This is a genomic window from Achromobacter sp. E1 (assembly GCF_037039475.1).
GTDB lineage: Bacteria > Pseudomonadota > Gammaproteobacteria > Burkholderiales > Burkholderiaceae_B > Achromobacter > Achromobacter mucicolens.
The window spans coordinates 1879246-1896936 of the sequence record NZ_CP146253.1 but is presented as its reverse complement, the minus strand read 5'-3'; the positions used below and the strand labels follow the sequence as shown (position 1 = coordinate 1896936).

Annotated in this window: 13 protein-coding genes; 4 read left to right on the top strand and 9 right to left on the bottom strand. The window is 66.0% G+C overall.

Features of this window, described 5'->3' with window-relative positions:
• Positions 1 to 6: 6 nt before the first annotated feature.
• From V6V88_RS08655 to V6V88_RS08640, 4 genes are all read right to left on the bottom strand, one after another.
• On the bottom strand, positions 7 to 405 hold the full coding sequence (locus V6V88_RS08655; RefSeq protein ID WP_008165124.1) for an ectoine synthase: 399 nt from the start codon (positions 403 to 405) through the stop codon (positions 7 to 9).
• Positions 402 to 1709 carry a diaminobutyrate--2-oxoglutarate transaminase gene (gene ectB / locus V6V88_RS08650; protein WP_128827927.1) on the bottom strand — a complete coding sequence of 436 codons (1308 nt, stop codon included), beginning with the start codon at positions 1707 to 1709 and terminating at the stop codon, positions 402 to 404. The genes V6V88_RS08655 and ectB overlap by 4 nt, the downstream gene beginning before the upstream one ends.
• A 123-nt stretch (positions 1710 to 1832) precedes the next feature.
• Positions 1833 to 2393, bottom strand: coding sequence for a diaminobutyrate acetyltransferase (gene ectA / locus V6V88_RS08645; protein WP_056315633.1), 561 nt, complete (start codon positions 2391 to 2393; stop codon positions 1833 to 1835).
• Positions 2390 to 2938, bottom strand: a complete 549-nt coding sequence (locus V6V88_RS08640; protein WP_175236487.1) for a MarR family transcriptional regulator — start codon at positions 2936 to 2938, stop codon at positions 2390 to 2392. The genes ectA and V6V88_RS08640 overlap by 4 nt, the downstream gene beginning before the upstream one ends.
• Before the next feature lie 275 nt (positions 2939 to 3213).
• Between V6V88_RS08640 and V6V88_RS08635 the strand changes: the two genes are divergently transcribed.
• Complete coding sequence (locus V6V88_RS08635; protein WP_338618843.1) at positions 3214 to 4176, top strand: MurR/RpiR family transcriptional regulator; 963 nt, start codon at positions 3214 to 3216, stop codon at positions 4174 to 4176.
• 17 nt (positions 4177 to 4193) lie between these two features.
• Positions 4194 to 5534, top strand: a complete 1341-nt coding sequence (locus V6V88_RS08630) for an aspartate aminotransferase family protein (RefSeq protein ID WP_338618839.1) — start codon at positions 4194 to 4196, stop codon at positions 5532 to 5534.
• Positions 5535 to 5583: 49 nt separating this feature from the next.
• Here the strand turns inward: V6V88_RS08630 and V6V88_RS08625 are convergent, their stop codons facing one another.
• From V6V88_RS08625 to V6V88_RS08610, 4 genes are all read right to left on the bottom strand, one after another.
• Positions 5584 to 6786, bottom strand: a complete 1203-nt coding sequence (locus tag V6V88_RS08625; RefSeq protein WP_142049728.1) for a DUF418 domain-containing protein — start codon at positions 6784 to 6786, stop codon at positions 5584 to 5586.
• Positions 6787 to 6865: 79 nt separating this feature from the next.
• Positions 6866 to 9196, bottom strand: a complete 2331-nt coding sequence (gene parC, locus V6V88_RS08620; protein ID WP_128827925.1) for a DNA topoisomerase IV subunit A — start codon at positions 9194 to 9196, stop codon at positions 6866 to 6868.
• 45 nt (positions 9197 to 9241) lie between these two features.
• On the bottom strand, positions 9242 to 9841 hold the full coding sequence (locus tag V6V88_RS08615) for a YcxB family protein (protein ID WP_056315620.1): 600 nt from the start codon (positions 9839 to 9841) through the stop codon (positions 9242 to 9244).
• The gene (locus V6V88_RS08610) at positions 9841 to 11802 is read right to left on the bottom strand and encodes a DNA topoisomerase IV subunit B (protein ID WP_056315617.1); all 1962 of its coding nucleotides are present in this window, start codon (positions 11800 to 11802) and stop codon (positions 9841 to 9843) included. Before V6V88_RS08610 ends, V6V88_RS08615 begins: the two co-directional genes overlap by 1 nt.
• 324 nt (positions 11803 to 12126) lie before the next feature.
• Here V6V88_RS08610 and trxA point away from each other — a divergent pair, with 324 nt between their 5' ends.
• Together trxA and rho are read left to right on the top strand one after the other, a co-directional pair.
• On the top strand, positions 12127 to 12453 hold the full coding sequence (gene trxA, locus V6V88_RS08605; RefSeq protein ID WP_056315616.1) for a thioredoxin TrxA: 327 nt from the start codon (positions 12127 to 12129) through the stop codon (positions 12451 to 12453).
• Between the two features lie 117 nt (positions 12454 to 12570).
• Positions 12571 to 13830: a transcription termination factor Rho gene (gene rho, locus V6V88_RS08600; protein WP_043541410.1), complete on the top strand. Its 1260-nt coding sequence runs from the start codon at positions 12571 to 12573 to the stop codon at positions 13828 to 13830.
• A gap of 174 nt (positions 13831 to 14004) precedes the next feature.
• Here rho and V6V88_RS08595 read toward each other — a convergent pair whose 3' ends face one another.
• The gene (locus V6V88_RS08595) at positions 14005 to 17640 is read right to left on the bottom strand and encodes a YhdP family protein (RefSeq protein WP_223574897.1); all 3636 of its coding nucleotides are present in this window, start codon (positions 17638 to 17640) and stop codon (positions 14005 to 14007) included.
• Positions 17641 to 17691: the final 51 nt, after the last annotated feature.

Genomic DNA, 17691 nt, shown 5'->3' with positions numbered 1-17691 from the left:
CCTTGTTCAGGCCGCGACCGCATCGGGTAGCGCGTAGACACCTTCCTTGTCGTGCACTTCCTGGCCGGTCAGCGGCGGGTTGAAGACGCAGATGACGCGCAGCGGCTCCTTGCCGCCGCACAGCCAGTGCTCGTCGTGTTCGTTCAGGGCGTAGACCACGCCGGGGCCCAGGTCGTACTTCTTGCCGTCGGCAATGGTCTCGATCGAACCGTCGCCCTCGATGCACCACACGGCCTCGAGGTGGTTCTTGTAGTGGATGTGCGTGCGGCCGCCCGGAAAAATGGTGGTCTCATGGAACGAGAATCCCATGCCATCCTTCTTCAGCAGCACGCGGCGGCTGACCCAGGTGTCGGTACGGACTTCGTCGGCGGTGCCGATCACATCTTTGACATTACGTACGATCATTGACGTTTTCCTCCAAATTTCAGGATGCGGGCGGACTGCCCCTCATCGGCCAGCGCTTCTGCCACGCTGGCCTCGATCAGATCCAGGCCCTTGGCCAGCAGCTCTTCCTCGATCGTCAGCGCGGGCAGCAGCTTGAGCACTTCATCGTGCGCGCCCGACGTTTCGATCACGACGCCCTTCTTGAAGGCGCACTGGGCGATGCGGTTGGACAGCGCCGGATTGCCGTTGGAAACCAGCCCCTGGATCAGGCCACGGCCGCGAGCCGACAGGCCGGCATTGGGGTAGCTGTGCACCAGGTTTTCCAGCCAGTCGCCCACCAGGCGTTCCTTGCGCTGGATATCAGCGGTGAACGCGGCGTTGGTCCAGTAGGTTTCCAGCGCCTGGGTCGCGGTGACGAACGCGAGGTTGTTGCCGCGGAAGGTGCCGCTGTGGGCGCCGGGCTTCCAGATGTCCAGCTCGGGCTTCATCAGCACCAGCGACATCGGCAGGCCGAAACCGGATAGCGACTTGGACAGCGTGATGATGTCCGGACGGATGCCGGCGGTCTCGAAGCTGAAGAACGTGCCGGTACGGCCGCAGCCGACCTGGATGTCGTCCACGATCAGCAGCATGTCGTGGCGCTTGCACAGCTTTTCCAGTTCCTTGAGCCAGCGCAGCGTGGCCACGTTGACGCCGCCCTCGCCCTGCACCGTTTCCACGATGACGGCGGCCGGCTTGTCCATGCCGCTGCTCGGGTCTTCCAGCATGCGTTCCATGTAGGCCATGGTGTCCACGTCCGGACCGAAGTATCCGTCGTAGGGCATGAACGTCGTGTTGCCCAGCGCGTAGCCGGCGGCGTCACGGAACTTCATGTTGGCGGTCGCGGCAAGCGAACCGCCGCTCACGCCGTGAAAACCGTGCGTGAACGAGATCACGTTGGGACGGCCCTTGACCTGGCGCGCGATCTTCAGCGCGGCTTCGACGGCGTTGGTGCCGGTCGGGCCGGTGAATTGCAGCGTGTATTGCCAGTTGCGCGGCTTGAGCAGCACGCGATCCACCGTCTCCAGGAAACGCTTCTTCGCGCTGGTGGCCATGTCCAGGCCGTGGACGACACCGTCCGCCTGCACATACTCCAGCAGCTTTTCCTTGAGAACAGGATTGTTGTGGCCGTAGTTCAGCGTGCCTGCGCCGCTGAAGAAGTCGATGTATTCGGCGCCATCCTCATCGATGAGCGTCGAGCCCCGGGCCTGATTGAATATCACGGGAAACGACCGGATGTAGCCCCGCACCTCAGACTCCATACGGTCAAAGATCTTCAAGTCCATGATTAATCCTCCCTTTTCATCTCATAAATTGACGGACGGCCTGATCCCCCCGGGTGCGGCAAGCGCACCCGGACAGCAGAATCGTCCCGGTAAACCGATAAGACCGTCAGGCCTGTACCACCCCTACGGGGATGGCAAGGCGAACGGGCCTATCCTCAAGAGCATCTCGTCGTCGTGATCCGCGCCGCCGAACAATTGCCGGTCGAAGAACGGCTGTTCGGAAACGTGGGCGCCCACCTCGGCGGCCAAGCCGGCAAAGGTGCGGCGCGAAGCCTGGTTGTCAGGCCCCACCGTGGTTTCAAGATAGCGGACATGCGCCAGGTTCTTGCGCTGCAAGAGTTCCCGGAGCATGGCGCGGCCAAGGCGTTGGCCGCGTGCGCGGGCGTGCACCGCAACCTGCCAGACGAACAGAACGTCAGGGCGGGACGGGTCCACATAGGCGGAAATAAAACCGTTGATACGTCCTCCGGCGCTTTCAGCCAGGACGCAGGTGTCGCGAAAGTGCTCGCACAGGAGCAGGTACGCGTAGAGGGAATTCAGGTCGAGTGGCGGGCACTCGGAAATGAGGCGGTGGATCGCGGCGCCGTCTTTGCGGTCGGGCAGACGCATGGTATGGGTCTGCGCGCTGACCGCCGGCGCCACGGCACTTGAGAGTGTGGGGGTGTCCAGTTCGTTTTTCTTCATGCGACGATTCCTGATTCTGGTGGTGCCCCGCCCGTGGGCACTTCTAGGATGGGCGACGACACGTCTCCATGCGTGTCGACTGCGGCCTGACCTTCCTGTTCCATGAGCGTCACGATGCGCTCCAGGGACAGGGTGATGGTGGCCTGTTCCAATTCCGGCAAGGCATTGAGCGCGTCAGCCAGATGCTTTTGCAGCGGCGACGGCGCGCCTTGCGCCAATTCACGTCCCGCCTCCGTGGCGGTGACAAATACGATGCGGCGGTCTTCACGGCCCCGCTCGCGGCGGATCAGCGCCTTGTCTTCCAGCCGATCCAGGATGCCGACCACCGTGCTGGGGCTGACGTGCATCTCGCGGCTGATCGCCGTGGCCGTCATGGGGCCATTGGCGATCACGGTGCGCAGGCACATCAGCTGCGGGGCAGTGATGTGGCTGACCGCGGACAACTGTCGCGAATGCAGCGCGATCGAACGCGTGATGCGGCGCAGAGCTCGCAAAATGCGCAGGTCGTACTGCTGAGATGTTTCGGAATTCGCGGCGTCAGTCATGGGTTGCGATGGGTTCGGACAAAATCATTTCTACACGAATGATATGCGCCCGATTTATTCGAGTCAAACAAAAACGCCGGCACGATGTAAATAAATGAACGCTGATTTGGCGAGGATGACGGCACTATGACTGGACTTGCCGTGCGGCGGATCCAGCGTGGATGCGGCTCAGCGCACGGTCGCCCCTAGGTCTTACCCGGATAAAAAACATATGTTTTGTTCATGATGTTTTATTTATCATATGTTTTTACGCGAACGAACGACGCTGCTCTCTCATGCCCCTGCCCTCCTCCCTGCTCGCTGCCCTCCAGGAAAAGCTGGAACAACTGCCGCCCGAATTGCAGCGGGCGGCGCAGTGGGTGGTGGCCAATCCCGCGCAGGTGGGGCTGTGGTCGATGCGCCGGCAAGCACAGGCGTTGGGCGTGGCGCCCGCCACGATGTTGCGATTGGCCCGTGCGGTGGGCTACGCCAGTTACGAGGATTTCCGCCGGCCGTTTCAGGACGCGCTGGCGGGACGCGACGAGCCGGGAATGCGCGACCGCGCCGCCGCCCTGCAGGCCGCGTCAAGCGACAACCCGGAACCGGGCCCGGGCACGTTGACTGACGTCCAAGTCCAGGCCCTGTCCTCGGTCTGCGCGCTGAACTCGACGCAAGCGTTCGACGCGGCCGTGCAGACCCTGCTGGATGCGCGTCAGGTCGGCTTTTTGGGAACGCGCTCGGCCTTTGGCATCGCGTTCCAGATGCGATATGCCTATCAGCTCGTGCGACGCAACAGCGTCCTCATTGACGGGCTGGGCGGCGCGCCCGCCGAGCAGGCGGACAACCTCTGCGCGGGCGATGCGCTGATCGTCATCTCGCAGGCGCCCTATCCCACGGCCACCGTCCAGCTCGCGCGCCAGGCGGCCCAGCGCGGTGTGGCGCTGGTGGCGCTGACCGACGATCCGCTCTCGCCGCTGGCGCTGGACGCCAGCCACACCCTGCGGTTTGCCCCGCCCGACCGCGACGGCGTGCGCGCGCAGCCCGCGCGCCAGGGGCCGGGCTCGTTCTTTCATACGACGGCCGGGCTCTTGGGGCTGGCCGAACACCTGATCGCCCGCCTGACGGCCCGCGGCGGCCAGGCCGTGCTGGACAGGCTGGCCGAGGTGGAACAGCGCCTGCAAGCCGACAACGTTTACTGGAATGGCGCGCCCGCGCGCCGCCCGGGCCGGGCCTTCGGGCCGGCAACCTCCTCAACCTGACCCAGGAACTTCGCAGCATGAGCCAAACCCGCGTCCTGCATCGCTCCCTTCGCCATACGCCTGCCGTCGCCGTGCGCGGCCAGGGTGTCTGGATCCATGACAGCGCCGGCCGCGCGTATCTAGACGGCTCTGGCGGCGCGGCAGTGTCGTGCCTGGGGCACAACCACCCCGACGTCCAGGCCGCGCTGCACGCGCAGGTGGACGCGCTGGCCTATGCCCACACCAGCTTCTTTACGACCGAGGTCGCGGAAAAGCTGGCGGCCCGGCTCGTGGCCGACGCCCCGGCAGGCACATCGCATGCCTACTTCGTGTCCGGCGGATCAGAAGCGGTGGAAGCGGCGCTGAAGATGGCGCGCCAGTATTTCGTCGAAATCGGCCAGCCGCAGCGCCGCCACATCATCGCGCGGCGGCAGAGCTATCACGGCAATACGCTGGGCGCGCTGGCGGTTGGGGGCAATGCCTGGCGGCGCGCGCAGTTCGCGCCGCTGCTCATCGAGGTCGAACACGTGTCGCCCTGCTATGCCTATCGCGACCAGCACAGCGGCGAAACCGCCGAGCAGTACGGCGAACGGCTGGGCGAGGAACTGGAAGCGGCCATCCAGCGCCTTGGCCCCGACTCGGTGATGGCATTCGTGGCGGAACCCGTGGTGGGCGCCACGTCCGGCGCAGTGACGGCCGTGCCCGGCTATTTCCGCCGGATCCGCGAGGTCTGCGACCGTCACGGCGTGCTGTTCATCGCCGACGAGGTCATGTGCGGCATGGGCCGGACCGGCACCCTGTACGCCGTCGAACAAGAAGGCGTGACGCCGGATCTCATCACCATTGCCAAGGGCCTGGGCGGCGGCTACCAGCCCATCGGCGCGGTCATGGCGCAGCAGCACATCGTGCAGGCCATGCAGCAAGGCAGCGGCTTCTTCCAGCACGGCCACACCTATCTTGGCCATGCGCTGGCCTGCGCGGCCTCGCTGGCGGTGCAGGACGTGATCCGGCGCGACGGGCTGCTGGAGCGGGTGCGGGTGATGGGCGCAGGCCTTGCGCAGCGGCGGCAGGAGGCGCTGGGCGACCATCCCCACGTCGGGGACATCCGTGGCCGGGGCCTTTTCATGGGCGTGGAACTGGTTCGGGACCGCGCCACCAAACAGACCTTCGATCCCGATCTGGCGCTGCATGCGCGGATCAAGCGCGAGGCCATGGCGCGGGGGCTGATGGTCTATCCCATGGGCGGCACGATCGACGGCCGCCAGGGCGATCACGTGCTGCTTGCGCCGCCCTTCATCATTTCCGAGGACGAACTGGACCAACTGACCGAACGGTTGACCGGCGCCATCGACGCCGCCATCGCGCAATCGGGCGATTAGACGCCAGCCGTTGAAGCGGGATCGAAAGACCCGCTTTGCGCAGGTTCGGTCAGCCTGGCGCCGCTCGGCGCCAGGGGGGCCAGGCACCGATCGTGAGCGCGCGCAGGAACCATTCGACGGGTCCGTAGGCGTGGCGCCGCAACCACCATGCGGACAGCGGCAGCTGGGCGGCAAAGATGGCCACCGCGACCAGGAATGCGGCCAGGGGCGGCACGGCGGCATACAGCCGCAAGCCCCAGGCCGTGAAGAGGAATGCGCAGACGACCGACTGCATCAGGTAATTGCTCAGCGCCATCCGTCCCGCCGGCGCCAGCCACGCCCCCATGCGCTCGCCCGGCCCCGTGCGCAGCGCCAGCAGGAACGCCGCACCGTACGACAGGCTCAAGAGCGGCGCTGTGAAAAGGCCCACGGCCAATCCCGGCAGTTCCCACACCACGCGCGCCTGCGGCAATGCGCTGGTCGCGTAGGCCGCGGCGCCGGCCAGTCCCGGCAAGAGGCCCAGCGCGCAGAGCAGCCCAAGCGCGCGGCGCGAGCGCCACGGGTCCGCCAGCGCATTGCGCCGCCCCAGCGCATATCCGGCCAGGAACATGGCAAAGACGAAAGGCCCCTGCACGAGCAGCACGGTGAACCAGATGGTTTCCGTGAGCTCCTTGATGTGCTGCGCGATCGTGGTGCCGATGGTGCCGCGATACGCCTCGATGGAGGCCAGCGCCTCGGCCTTGTACAGCGCGGCGTATCCAGCGGGCGCCGGATCCAGGAATGTCAGTGCGCCCAGGATCGCCCACACCGCCGACGCCAGCGCGATCAGCCACAGCGCCACGCGCAGCGCACGGCCCGGATCCATGCGCCGGCACAGCAGCAGCGCGAAGCCCAGCAGGGCATAGGTCACCAGGATGTCGCCCTGGTAGAACAGGATGGCGTGCGCAAAGCCCAGGACAGCCAGCCCCGCCAGCCTGCGCAAAAAGCGCGGCGCGAAGGCGGCATCGGCCTGTTCGGCGGCCGTCATCTGCAGGGTGAAGCTGTAGCCGAACAGGAAGGAAAACAGCAGGTAGAACTTGGTCTCGAACAACCAGGCGATCAGCCAGCGGACCGTCACGTCGACCGGGCGCGAATAGACCGGATCGGCCACGCCCCCGCCATAGAACGGAAAGGCGAACACGCCGATGTTGACCACCAGGATGCCGAAGAGCGCAAAGCCGCGCAGGGCATCGACGTGGGCAAGCCGCGGCCGGACGGCGTGGCCGCCGGTCATGCCCGCCCCCGGATCGCGTGCCGCCGGCGCAACACGCGCGCGCCGCCGGGCCTTTGCTGCGTCAGGCGGCGGGCAGGCCTCAACCCAGCACCGGAGACAGCAACGGCTGCTTGGGCCGCACGTCCAGCGCGCGCCCCTTGCGGGCCCGCTTGCCGACGTAGACCGCCAGGTCCGCACCCGCCAGGATGTCCTCGGTCATCTTGTTGCGGTAGATGCCGGTGGCGCGCAGCCCCAACGTGCCGATCGGCACGGTCTGATCGAGCTTGTCCGCGCCGTCCAGCCCCATCAGGATGGTGCCGCGTCCGCCGCCCGCCAGGGACTTCACTTCGTCCAGGCCGAAGACCAGGAACTTGCCCTTTTGCGACAGCAGCGCCAGTTGCTGGGCACCGGCGAACAACGGCACCGGACGCAGCAGTTCGTCGCCCGTCTCAAGGGTGATGAACTGCTTGCCGGCCCGCTGGCGGCTGACCATGTCGGACAGCTTGGCCGCGAACCCGTAGCCGCCGCGCGTTGCCAGCAGCCAGCGGCTGTCGGCCGAGGCCGCGATCGTGTGGACGATGCGCGTGCCCGATTCCAGGTCGATCATCGTGGTGACCGGCTGGCCGTCGCCACGCGCCGACGGCAGGCCGGACACCGGCACGGAATAGACCCGGCCGTTGTCGCCAACCGCGATCAGCGTGTCGGTGGTGCGGCACTCGAAGGCGCCGTACAGATCGTCGCCCTGCTTGAAGCCGAATTGCGCGGCATCATGGCCATGGCCCTGACGGGCCCGCAGCCAGCCCTTTTGCGAAACGATCACGGTGACAGGCTCGTCCAGCACCTTGGTTTCAAGCACGGCGCGCTCGGCCGTCTCGATCAGCGTGCGGCGCTCGTCGCCATATTGCTTGGCGTCGGCTTCGATTTCCTTGACCAGCAGGCGCTTGAGCGTTGTGGGGTTGTCCAAAAGTTCTTGCAGCGAGACCTGTTCCTTGCGCTTGTCGGCCAGTTCCTGCTCGATCTTGAAGCCTTCCAGGCGGGCCAGCTGGCGCAGACGCATTTCGAGGATGTCCTCGGCTTGCCGTTCGGACAGCTTGAAGCGTTGCATCAACGCGGCGCGGGGCTCGTCGGATTCTCGGATCGTCTGGATGACCTCGTCCACGTTCAGGTAGACGACCATGCGCCCTTCCAGCACGTGGATGCGGTCAATGACCTTGTCCAGGCGGAAGCGCGTGCGGCGCACCACGGTGTTGGTTCGGAACGCCAGCCATTCGACCAGAATGTCGCGCAGCCCCTTCTGGCGCGGACGGCCGTCGGTGCCGATGCACACCAGGTTGACGCTGGCGCTGCCTTCCATGCTGGTCTGCGCCAGCAACGTGTTGACGAATTCGTCGCGGTCGACCCGCGAGGTCTTGGGTTCGAAGACCAGACGAACGGCGGCGTCCTTGCCGGATTCGTCGCGCACCGCATCCAGCAGGTTCAGCATGACCGCCTTGGCCTGCGTCTGCTCCGGGGTCAGGCTCTTCTTGCCCGTCTTGACCTTGGGATTGGTGATTTCCTCGATTTCTTCCAGCACCTTCTGCCCCGAGGTGCCGGGCGGCAGCTCGTTGACGACCAGTTGCCACTGGCCACGCGCCAGTTCCTCGAACTGCCAGCGCGCGCGCACTTTCAGGGACCCGCGGCCCACACTGTAGATCTGCGCGATGTCGGCCGCCGGGGTGATGATCTGGCCGCCGCCCGCGAAGTCCGGGCCGGGGATCATGGCGTACAGTTCTTCGTCGGGCAACTGCGGCTGCTTGATGAGCGCCACGCAGGCCTGCGCGACTTCGCGCAGGTTGTGCGGGGGGATCTCGGTGGCCATGCCCACGGCGATGCCCGAGGCGCCGTTCAGCAGCATCACGGGCAGGCGCGCCGGCAGCATCTGCGGCTCTTGCTGGCTGCCGTCGTAGTTGGGCACGAAATCCACCGTGCCCTCGTCCAGCTCGTCGAGCAGCAGCTTGGCGATCGGCGTGAGGCGCGCTTCCGTGTAACGCATGGCGGCGGCGTTGTCGCCATCGCGCGAACCGAAGTTGCCCTGGCCGTCGATCAGCGGATAGCGCAGCGAAAAGTCCTGCGCCATGCGGACCATGGCGTCGTACGCCGCCTGGTCGCCGTGCGGATGGTACTTACCGAGCACGTCGCCCACGACGCGCGCCGATTTGACAGGCTTGGCGCCGGAGCCCAGCCCCATCGCCTGCATGGCGAAAAGGATGCGGCGCTGCACGGGCTTCTGCCCGTCGCCCACGTCGGGCAGCGCGCGGCCGCGCACCACGGACACCGCGTAGTCCAGATAGGCCTGCTCCGCGTAGCGCGCCAGCGTGATGGCGGCGTTGCCATCGCCGTCGCCGCCGGGCGGATTGGAGTCGAACAGGCCGGGTTGATTGGTGTCGGTCATGTTGTATTCAGGTAGACAATTTCATCGAAACGGCGTCAATGCGCCTCAGGCGGACGGGGCCAAAAACTGCGTGTCGGCGACATGCGCGCGCATCTGGGTGCGCACGGCCTGCAGCGTGGAGGCGTCCTGCCCGCGCTTGGGGATGATCACGCCTTGCAACGTGCCCAGGATGACGTAGAGGTGTTCGGGGGTTTCCTCGACCCGCCGCACGTCGGACCACGCCATGTGCCCGGAGGCGGTGGCAGTGGTGTCCGTGACGCCGTCCGGCCCGAAGTCCAGCTCGTGCCGCCCCAGGTAAAGGGTGTCGGGCTGCTTGGCCAGCATGCGGCGCGTGTTCATCTTCACGAGGCCGGGCAGCACATATTCGTACGCCAGGGCCAGCAACGCGAGGATGCCCAGGCCCACCGCCAGGCCCTGGAAATACACCGGCAGCAGCGCGCCCCAGTTCGGCCCCTTGCCGTCCCAGGTCTGCCAGATCAGGTAGGCGAGCAAGGCCACGATCATCAGGACGCCGAAGCGCAGATGGGACCGGTATCGGCGGCGGCGCAGTTCCGGCCGTTTGTACACATAGGCGGCGAAATCCGCGTAGTCGTCGGCGGTCAGGTCGACGACCATGCGGGCTTGCCCGGGCACGGTCGCGGTCATCAGATGTCGAGCTCCGCCAGGTTGCCCTTTTCCTCGATCCACGCGCGGCGTTGCGAGGACTCGCCCTTGCCCATCAGCATGTCGAACATGCGGGTGGTGTCGTCGGGCGTCTGGTCGCCATAGCCCACCGGCAGCAGGCGGCGCGTGTCCGGATTCATGGTGGTTTCCCACAACTGCTCGGGGTTCATTTCGCCCAGGCCCTTGAACCGGCTGACGGCCCACGCGCCTTCGCGCACGCCTTCCTTGCGCAGCTTGTCCTGCGCGGCCTCGAGCTCGCCTTCGTCAAGACAGTAGATCTTGCGGGCGGGACGCTTGCCCTGCGCCGGCACGTCCAGACGGAACAGCGGCGGCTTGGCGACGTAGACGTTGCCGGCCTCGACGAGCTTGGGAAAGTGGCGGTAGAACAGCGTCAGCAACAGCACCTGAATGTGCGAGCCGTCGACGTCCGCGTCCGACAGGATGCAGATGCGGCCGTAGCGCAGGCCGGACAGGTCGGGCGTATCGTTGGGACCGTGCGGATCCACGCCGATGGCGACGGAAATGTCGTGGATCTCGTTGTTGGCAAAGAGGCGGTCGCGGTCGACTTCCCAGGAGTTGAGCACCTTGCCGCGCAGCGGCAGGATGGCCTGGAATTCCTTGTCGCGGCCCATCTTGGCCGAGCCGCCGGCCGAATCGCCCTCGACCAGGAATACCTCGGTGCGCGTGGCATCGCTGGACTCGCAGTCGGTCAGCTTGCCGGGCAGGACCGCCACGCCGGAACTCTTGCGCTTTTCGACCTTTTGGGCCGAGCGCTGGCGCGCCTGCGCCTGCCGGATTGCCAGTTCGGCAAGCTTCTTGCCGTATTCCACATTGCTGTGCAGCCACAGATCGAGCGCGCTCTTGGAGAACCCGCCCACCAGGCGCACGGCGTCGCGGCTGTTCAGGCGTTCCTTGATCTGGCCCTGGAATTGCGGATCGAGCACCTTGGCTGACAGCACGAAGCTGGCGCGGGCAAATACGTCTTCGGGCAGCAGCTTCACGCCCTTGGGCAGCAGGCTGTGCAGCTCGGCAAACCCCTTCACGGCGCCGAACAGGCCTTCGCGCAGGCCGGACTCGTGCGTGCCGCCAGCCGGCGTGGGAATGAGGTTGACGTAGGACTCGCGTACCGCGTTGCCGTCCTCGGTCCAGGCCACGACCCATTGGGCGCCCTCGCCCTCGGCGAAGTTTTCGTGGTCGGCGCCGGCGTATTGCGCGCCTTCGAAGAACGGCACCATCAGTTCGGCGCCCGCCAGGGCCTCGGCCAGGTAGCCGCGCAGGCCGTCCTGGTACTGCCAGGTCTTGGTGTCCCCGGTTTTCTCGTTGACGAGCGTGACCTTCACCCCCGGCAGCAGCACGGCCTTGCTGCGCAAGAGGTGGGTAAGCTCGCCCAACGGAATGTTGGGGCTGTCGAAATACTTGGCGTCCGGCCAGACGCGCACGCGGGTGCCGGACTTCTTGCGGCCGCCCTGGTCGTAAGGCGCCAGGGGCTCGGCGACGTCGCCGCCCTTGAACACCAGGCGGCTCACGGCGTTGTCGCGCCAGACGACGACTTCCAGGCGGGTGGCCAGCGCGTTGGTGACGGACACGCCGACACCGTGCAGGCCGCCGGAGAAGGCGTACGCGCCGCCGCCGGCCTTGTCGAATTTGCCGCCCGCGTGCAGGCGCGTGAACACGAGTTCGACGACGGGCGCGTTTTCTTCGGGATGCAGGCCGACGGGAATGCCGCGGCCGTCGTCTTCGACGGACACGCTGCCATCGGCGTGCAGCGTGACCTGGATCTGTTTGCCGTAGCCGGCCAGCGCCTCGTCTGCGGCGTTATCGATGACCTCCTGCACGACGTGCAGGGGGTTTTCGGTGCGGGTGTACATGCCCGGGCGCTGCCGCACGGGTTCCAGCCCCTTCAGGACGCGGATGGACGCCTCGTTGTAACGTGGAGTGGCCAAGTTATCCCCAACATCTGTGGAAAAAAACCGACATTTTACGGACAAGCCTAGATTCTGCGCGGCTCCGGGTGGGATGCGCACGACCTGACCAGGTCCGATTTCGGTAGGATGATGACAGTCACAACCGCCGTTCCGGACTTTGACCGCCCGGATCGCGACAGCTGCGCCGCAACATCCTACACAAATTCCTGCAAACCCTGTTGTTATTAACAGTGGTATGCCTGTTGTTATTGACAGTGGTATGCTTGAGTCCATTCCACAAACAAGAACAACGGCAAGGCGCGTCTTAACGCGCCTTTTGCTGCCGAACCGAGAATCACCATCATGAGCGACCAAATCAAGAACGTCAGTGACGCCAGCTTCGATGCCGATGTGTTGAAATCCGGCCAGCCGGTGCTGGTGGACTACTGGGCTGCCTGGTGTGGCCCCTGCAAGATGATCGCCCCCATCCTGGAAGAAGTCGCCGCCGAGTACGCAGGCCGCTTGACGATCGCCAAGCTGAACGTGGATGAAAATCAGGGCACGGCCACCAAGTACGGCATCCGCGGCATTCCCACCCTTATGCTCTTTAAAGACGGCCAGGCTGCCGCCACCAAGGTTGGCGCGCTGTCGAAGTCGCAACTCACCGCATTCCTGGACGGCGCGTTGTAAATCGCGTGCTGTAACCGAGGGCGCCGCCGCATAGGCGGCGCTCATTCAGTACCGCGCGAGCCCGTCCGTGGCGCGCCGCCAGAGCCCTCCTTTACTTTTCCCCCAACACCCACCGCGATGCACCTCAACGAACTGAAGGCGCTGCACGTCTCGCAGCTGCTCGAAATGGCCGCTGGCCTGGAAATCGAAAACGCCAACCGCCTGCGCAAGCAGGAACTGATGTTCGCCATCATGAAGCGGCGCGCCAAGCAAGGCGAGCAGATCTTCGGCGACGGCGTTCTTGAAGTCCTGCCCGACGGCTTCGGTTTCCTGCGCTCGCCGGAAACCTCGTATCTGGCCAGCACCGACGACATCTACATTTCTCCGTCGCAGATCCGCCGCTTCAATCTGCACACCGGCGACTCCATCGAAGGCGAAGTGCGCACCCCCAAGGATGGCGAGCGCTACTTTGCCCTGGTGAAGGTGGACAAGGTCAACGGCGTGGCGCCCGAGGCGATCAAGCATCGCATCATGTTCGAGAACCTGACGCCGCTGCACCCGAATCGCGTCATCCGCCTGGAACGCGACATCAAGAGCGAGGAAAACCTCACTGGCCGGATCCTCGACGTCTTCGCCCCGATCGGCATGGGCCAGCGCGGCCTGATCGTCGCCAGCCCCAAGTCCGGCAAGACGGTGATGATGCAGCACATTGCGCACGCCATCACCACCAACTACCCCGACGCGGTCATGATCGTCCTGCTGGTCGACGAACGCCCGGAAGAAGTGACCGAAATGCAGCGCACGGTGCGCGGTGAAGTCGTGGCCTCGACCTTCGACGAGCCCGCCACCCGTCACGTGCAAGTGGCCGAAATGGTCATCGAAAAGGCCAAGCGCCTGGTCGAAATGAAGAAGGACGTCGTGATCCTGCTGGACTCGATCACCCGTCTGGCCCGCGCCTACAACACCGTCGTGCCGGCCTCCGGCAAGGTGCTGACCGGCGGCGTGGACGCCAACGCCCTGCAGCGCCCCAAGCGCTTCTTCGGCGCGGCGCGCAACCTGGAAGAAGGCGGCTCGCTCACCATCCTGGGCACCGCGCTGATCGAAACCGGCAGCCGCATGGATGAAGTCATCTATGAAGAATTCAAGGGCACCGGCAACTCCGAAGTCCACCTCGAACGCCGCCTGGCCGAAAAGCGCGTCTACCCGTCCATCAACCTGAACAAGTCGGGCACCCGCCGCGAAGAGCTGCTGATCGCCCCCGACCTGCTCCAGAAGGTGTGGGTGCTGCGCAAGTTCATTCACGACATGGACGAAGTCCAGTCCATGGAATTCATCCTGGACAAGATGCGCGCCACCAAGACCAACGCCGAATTCTTCGACATGATGAAGAAGAAGTAAGCGCACCGTCCGCGCCCACGAAAAAGCCGCCTTCGAGGCGGCTTTTTCTTGGGTGGCTGTCCCGTCCTGCGTCGGCGGCAGCTCGGACGGTGTCTGACACCCGGCGGAGATCGTCGTCAGCCTGCAATGGCATCTCGGTGGGTGTCAGACACCTGCGAAGCTTCCCGCGGCAGCTCAGTGCTCGATGAACTCCGGCATCCGGCGCGGCGAGGAATTGGCCGGCCGGGGCGTCTGCTTGTCCGGTTCCTTGCCCGAGGCGTCGATGGGTTCGATGCGCGGGTCGTCCCAGCTTCCCGTGACGGCGTATTCCATCGTCATCGCGCGCGCCAGCGGCTGCTTGAGGAGCCACTGCGTGACGAACGCGCCCAGACCGATCAGCGGGTTGACCGCCAGCGCGGTGACCATTGCCGCGCCGCTGGCGTCCAGATTGGGAATTACCACCGCCTTCATGTCCCAGCGTTCCTTGACGAGGTTCACGCCGCCCGCCAGTACGATTGCGGCCACCGGACCGTTGATCTTGTAGCCTTCGGTATTCAGCGTGCCGTCGGCCACCTTGACGTTGCCGCGGATGGTGTCGAACGGAAACCCGTCCCGCAGCAGGTTCGTGGGATTGACGTCCAGCCGCGCCAGCCGCTGCAGCGACTGCAGCGACAGCAGCTCCAACAGCCGCGCCGTGCGGGAGTTCACGTGCATGAAGCGGCCGTTGTCCAGACTGACGACCACATCGCCCACCACGTCGGCGATATCGTGCGTCCACGGCAGGTTGCGCCAGGTCGCCTTGCCCTGGATCGTTCCCTTGCCGTTGGACACGACGTTCTCAAAGCCGATCCGGCTCATGAAGTCGCCGACGTTTTCCAGCTTGAGCACGGCATCGACGGTCAGCCCCCGGTTCGGCCCTTCAAGCCCCCAATTGCCCGTGGCGTTCAGGGCCGCCGAATCATTGGTGATGGCCAGCTTGTCCAGCCGCCATTGCCGCCCCCGCTCCAGGTTGGTGCCCGTCACCTGCAGCGCCCCCAGGTTCTTGCCATACAACAAGAATTGATTGGCCTGCAGATCGATCGCGGGAATGTCGGACAGGTCGTTGCCGGAGGCCAGCGCCTTGTCGGCCTGGTTGGAGTCGCCCTCGCCCGCAATGGACAGATGCTTCAGGCGGGCGGTGATCTGCCCGGCGATGGCGCCCTGCGCCTCGCGCCATTCCAGCGTGCCTGCGGCCTGCCGCGATTCCAGTTCGACGCGCCAGCGCGCCGGCGCAGGGCGCGTGGCATACAGCGTCAGGTCATTGAGGGTGTAGCCGCTGGTGTGCAGCGCGCCGGCAGCCAGACTGATGCGCTCGGGCTGCGGCAGGATGGGCTTGGAAGGCGGCCGGCCTTTCGCGGGCGCCACGTTGAATCCCTCGGAGACGGCATCCCAGGCGTCCATGTCCAGTTCGGGCAGGCTGGCGTTAAGGCTCAGCCCGCGCTCCGGCAGGCTGGCCGGCCGCCCGATGCCCAGCGCGCCGCGCGAAAAGTAGGCGGCCGAGCCCTCGGCGGGGTCCCGTTCGAACAAGGCGTTGACGTTATCGCCCAGGCTGGCCGTCAGCCAGCGCCGGTCGCGGGCGCCGCGGTCCTGCGCCGGCGACCATTGCAGCTTCAGCAATTGCGCGGACTTGGCCGGCTTGCCGGCGGGCGCCGGCATGTCGATCGCCATGCCAACCAGGTCGGACTCGGCCGATATGTCGATGGCGCCGCCCTTCAGGTAGAGCAGCCGGCCCTTGTAGGCTGCGCGGCCGGTGAAACGCGACATCGATGCGGCGCGGCTCAACTGCGCCAGCCCGGGCCCCGACAGGGTGCCGTCAAAATGCAGCGCGTCCGTGCCCTGCGCCAGCGTGCCGTAGATGTTGACGGGTCCGCCCAGGAATTGCGCCCGGATGCCCTTGGTCTGCACGCCCTTTTCTGAAAACTCCAGGTCGCCGTGGATCTGGCTGAGCGGCGGGATCTCGGGCATGAAGGTGAAGGAATTGTCCGAGAAGCGGATACGCCCCTGGACCTGAGTGTCATCGGTATTGAGCAGCGGCACCTTCAGATCGAGCGGCATGCGCCAGTCGCCGGTGCCCTGGGCCTCGTCCAGGGCACCGTCCAGCAGTTCGCCCAACGGAGAATTCGCGGCCAGCGCCAGATAGGCCGCCACCGGCCCCGAGGTGTCGCCGGTGACTCGCAGTTCCGAGTCATGCTCCATATTGGGAATGGCCGCCTTCACGGCGCCCAACGTGACGGTGTGCCCCTTGCCGGTGTGCGCCACCGCGCCGCCCGCGCTGTCCAGCGCCAGGCTCACCTTGTCGATGCGGAAACTGCCCGACAGGTTTTCCAGCATCGGCCAGCCCTTGCGATTCTCGCCCGCCGGCGCGTAGTCGACCTTCGCGCCGGAATACGCGCCGGCGATGACGAATTCGCCGGTGGCGCCCGGCGCGCCGAACGGGAAGTCGTCCAGATCCCCCTTGAGCGTGATGGCCGCCGAATGCATCTGGCCGGCAGGCAAACCGGTCGCCAGCCATTCACGGGCGTCGGCGTTCACCTCGAGCGGCAGATAACGGTGAATGGCGGGCATCGACCCGCGCACCATCGTGCCGCGCACGTCGGCGCTGCCCGCCGCGGTCTTGCCCTCTTTGCGCCACTGGCCTTGCAGACGCACATCCATGTCTTCATTGGCCAGACGCATCTGGGCCACGTCCACGAACCAGTTGTCCGCATCAGGCCCCTTGACCTGGGCGTCGAGCTCCAGGTCGTCGGCCCGCAGCGTCGGCGTCTCGAAGACGCCCGGCAGGGTCACGCGCAACTGGTGCACCGCGCCCTTGACCGTCACGTCGGCCGCGCCGGGGCTGCGCGCCATCGGCAGGCCATCGATCGTCACGAAATCGCCCGGCAGCGCGGCAATGCGCAACTGGCCCGAACCGCCCTGAAAGGCGGGTCCGTCCGGCGACGCGCGCCAGGACACGCCGCGCGCCGCGACGTCGCTCGTCAATTTGGTCAACTTGCCGTGGTCGAGCTGCCACCACGCGCGCGCGGCGATGCGGCCGGCTACCCGGGGCACGTCGATCCAGGGCGCCCAGGCCAGCGGCTCCACGTCATCGACCTGGGCAAAGATCTGGCCACTCCAGTTGGCGGGCTTCTTGGCGTCGGCGGCAAACAGGCTGCGGTTGAACTCGCCGCGCAGCTCCAGTTTGTGGGCCAGCGCCGGCCCCGCGGATGCCTGCAGCACGAACCGATGCGAGAGGCTGCCGTTGCGCACCAGGAAGTCGACGCCTTCCAACGTAAGCTCGGGCGCCTGGCGCAATTCGTCCTGCCAGCGCAGCGTTGCGTCGCTGACCAGCAGCTCGCGCTGCGCCGCCAGCCAGCGCAGACCGGGATGGTTCAGATCGGAAGCGTGGTCGCTGGTATTCAGGTCGATATTCTGGCCAGCGACCCACAGATGGTTTGACGTGTCCCGCCGCAGCGTCAGTTCCGGCTTTTCGAGCCGCAGCCGCACCAGGGTGGGCGACAGGGACAGGATGCTGCGCCACGCCACGACCGCGGACACGGACGGCAGGCTCAATACCGGATCCGTCTCGTCGTCGTAGACCTGGACCGCGGCGAGATCGAGCCGGGGATTGAGCCCTTGCCAGTTGGCCTTGATCGCGCCGATCGTTACGCGGGCGCCCAACGCCTGGCTGGCGTAGGCTTCAATCTGAGGGCGCCACTGATCCACCCGCGGGAGGACCCAATAGCGCACGCCCAGAAACCCGATGGCGACAACGCCATAGACGGTCAGCGCGGCCCAGAACAGGCTGCGGAGCACTTTTTTTGGAACAGACACGGATCAGTGGGCAGGAGGAGATGTCTTGCAGTA

What these genes read in the sequence shown, in the direction of transcription:
- V6V88_RS08655 (WP_008165124.1), bottom strand. Translation starts at nt 405, where the DNA reads ATGATCGTACGTAATGTCAAAGATGTGATCGGCACCGCCGACGAAGTC.
- ectB (WP_128827927.1), bottom strand. Translation starts at nt 1,709, where the DNA reads ATGGACTTGAAGATCTTTGACCGTATGGAGTCTGAGGTGCGGGGCTAC.
- ectA (WP_056315633.1), bottom strand. Translation starts at nt 2,393, where the DNA reads ATGAAGAAAAACGAACTGGACACCCCCACACTCTCAAGTGCCGTGGCG.
- V6V88_RS08640 (WP_175236487.1), bottom strand. Translation starts at nt 2,938, where the DNA reads ATGACTGACGCCGCGAATTCCGAAACATCTCAGCAGTACGACCTGCGC.
- V6V88_RS08635 (WP_338618843.1), top strand. Translation starts at nt 3,214, where the DNA reads ATGCCCCTGCCCTCCTCCCTGCTCGCTGCCCTCCAGGAAAAGCTGGAA.
- V6V88_RS08630 (WP_338618839.1), top strand. Translation starts at nt 4,194, where the DNA reads ATGAGCCAAACCCGCGTCCTGCATCGCTCCCTTCGCCATACGCCTGCC.
- V6V88_RS08625 (WP_142049728.1), bottom strand. Translation starts at nt 6,786, where the DNA reads ATGACCGGCGGCCACGCCGTCCGGCCGCGGCTTGCCCACGTCGATGCC.
- parC (WP_128827925.1), bottom strand. Translation starts at nt 9,196, where the DNA reads ATGACCGACACCAATCAACCCGGCCTGTTCGACTCCAATCCGCCCGGC.
- V6V88_RS08615 (WP_056315620.1), bottom strand. Translation starts at nt 9,841, where the DNA reads ATGACCGCGACCGTGCCCGGGCAAGCCCGCATGGTCGTCGACCTGACC.
- trxA (WP_056315616.1), top strand. Translation starts at nt 12,127, where the DNA reads ATGAGCGACCAAATCAAGAACGTCAGTGACGCCAGCTTCGATGCCGAT.
- rho (WP_043541410.1), top strand. Translation starts at nt 12,571, where the DNA reads ATGCACCTCAACGAACTGAAGGCGCTGCACGTCTCGCAGCTGCTCGAA.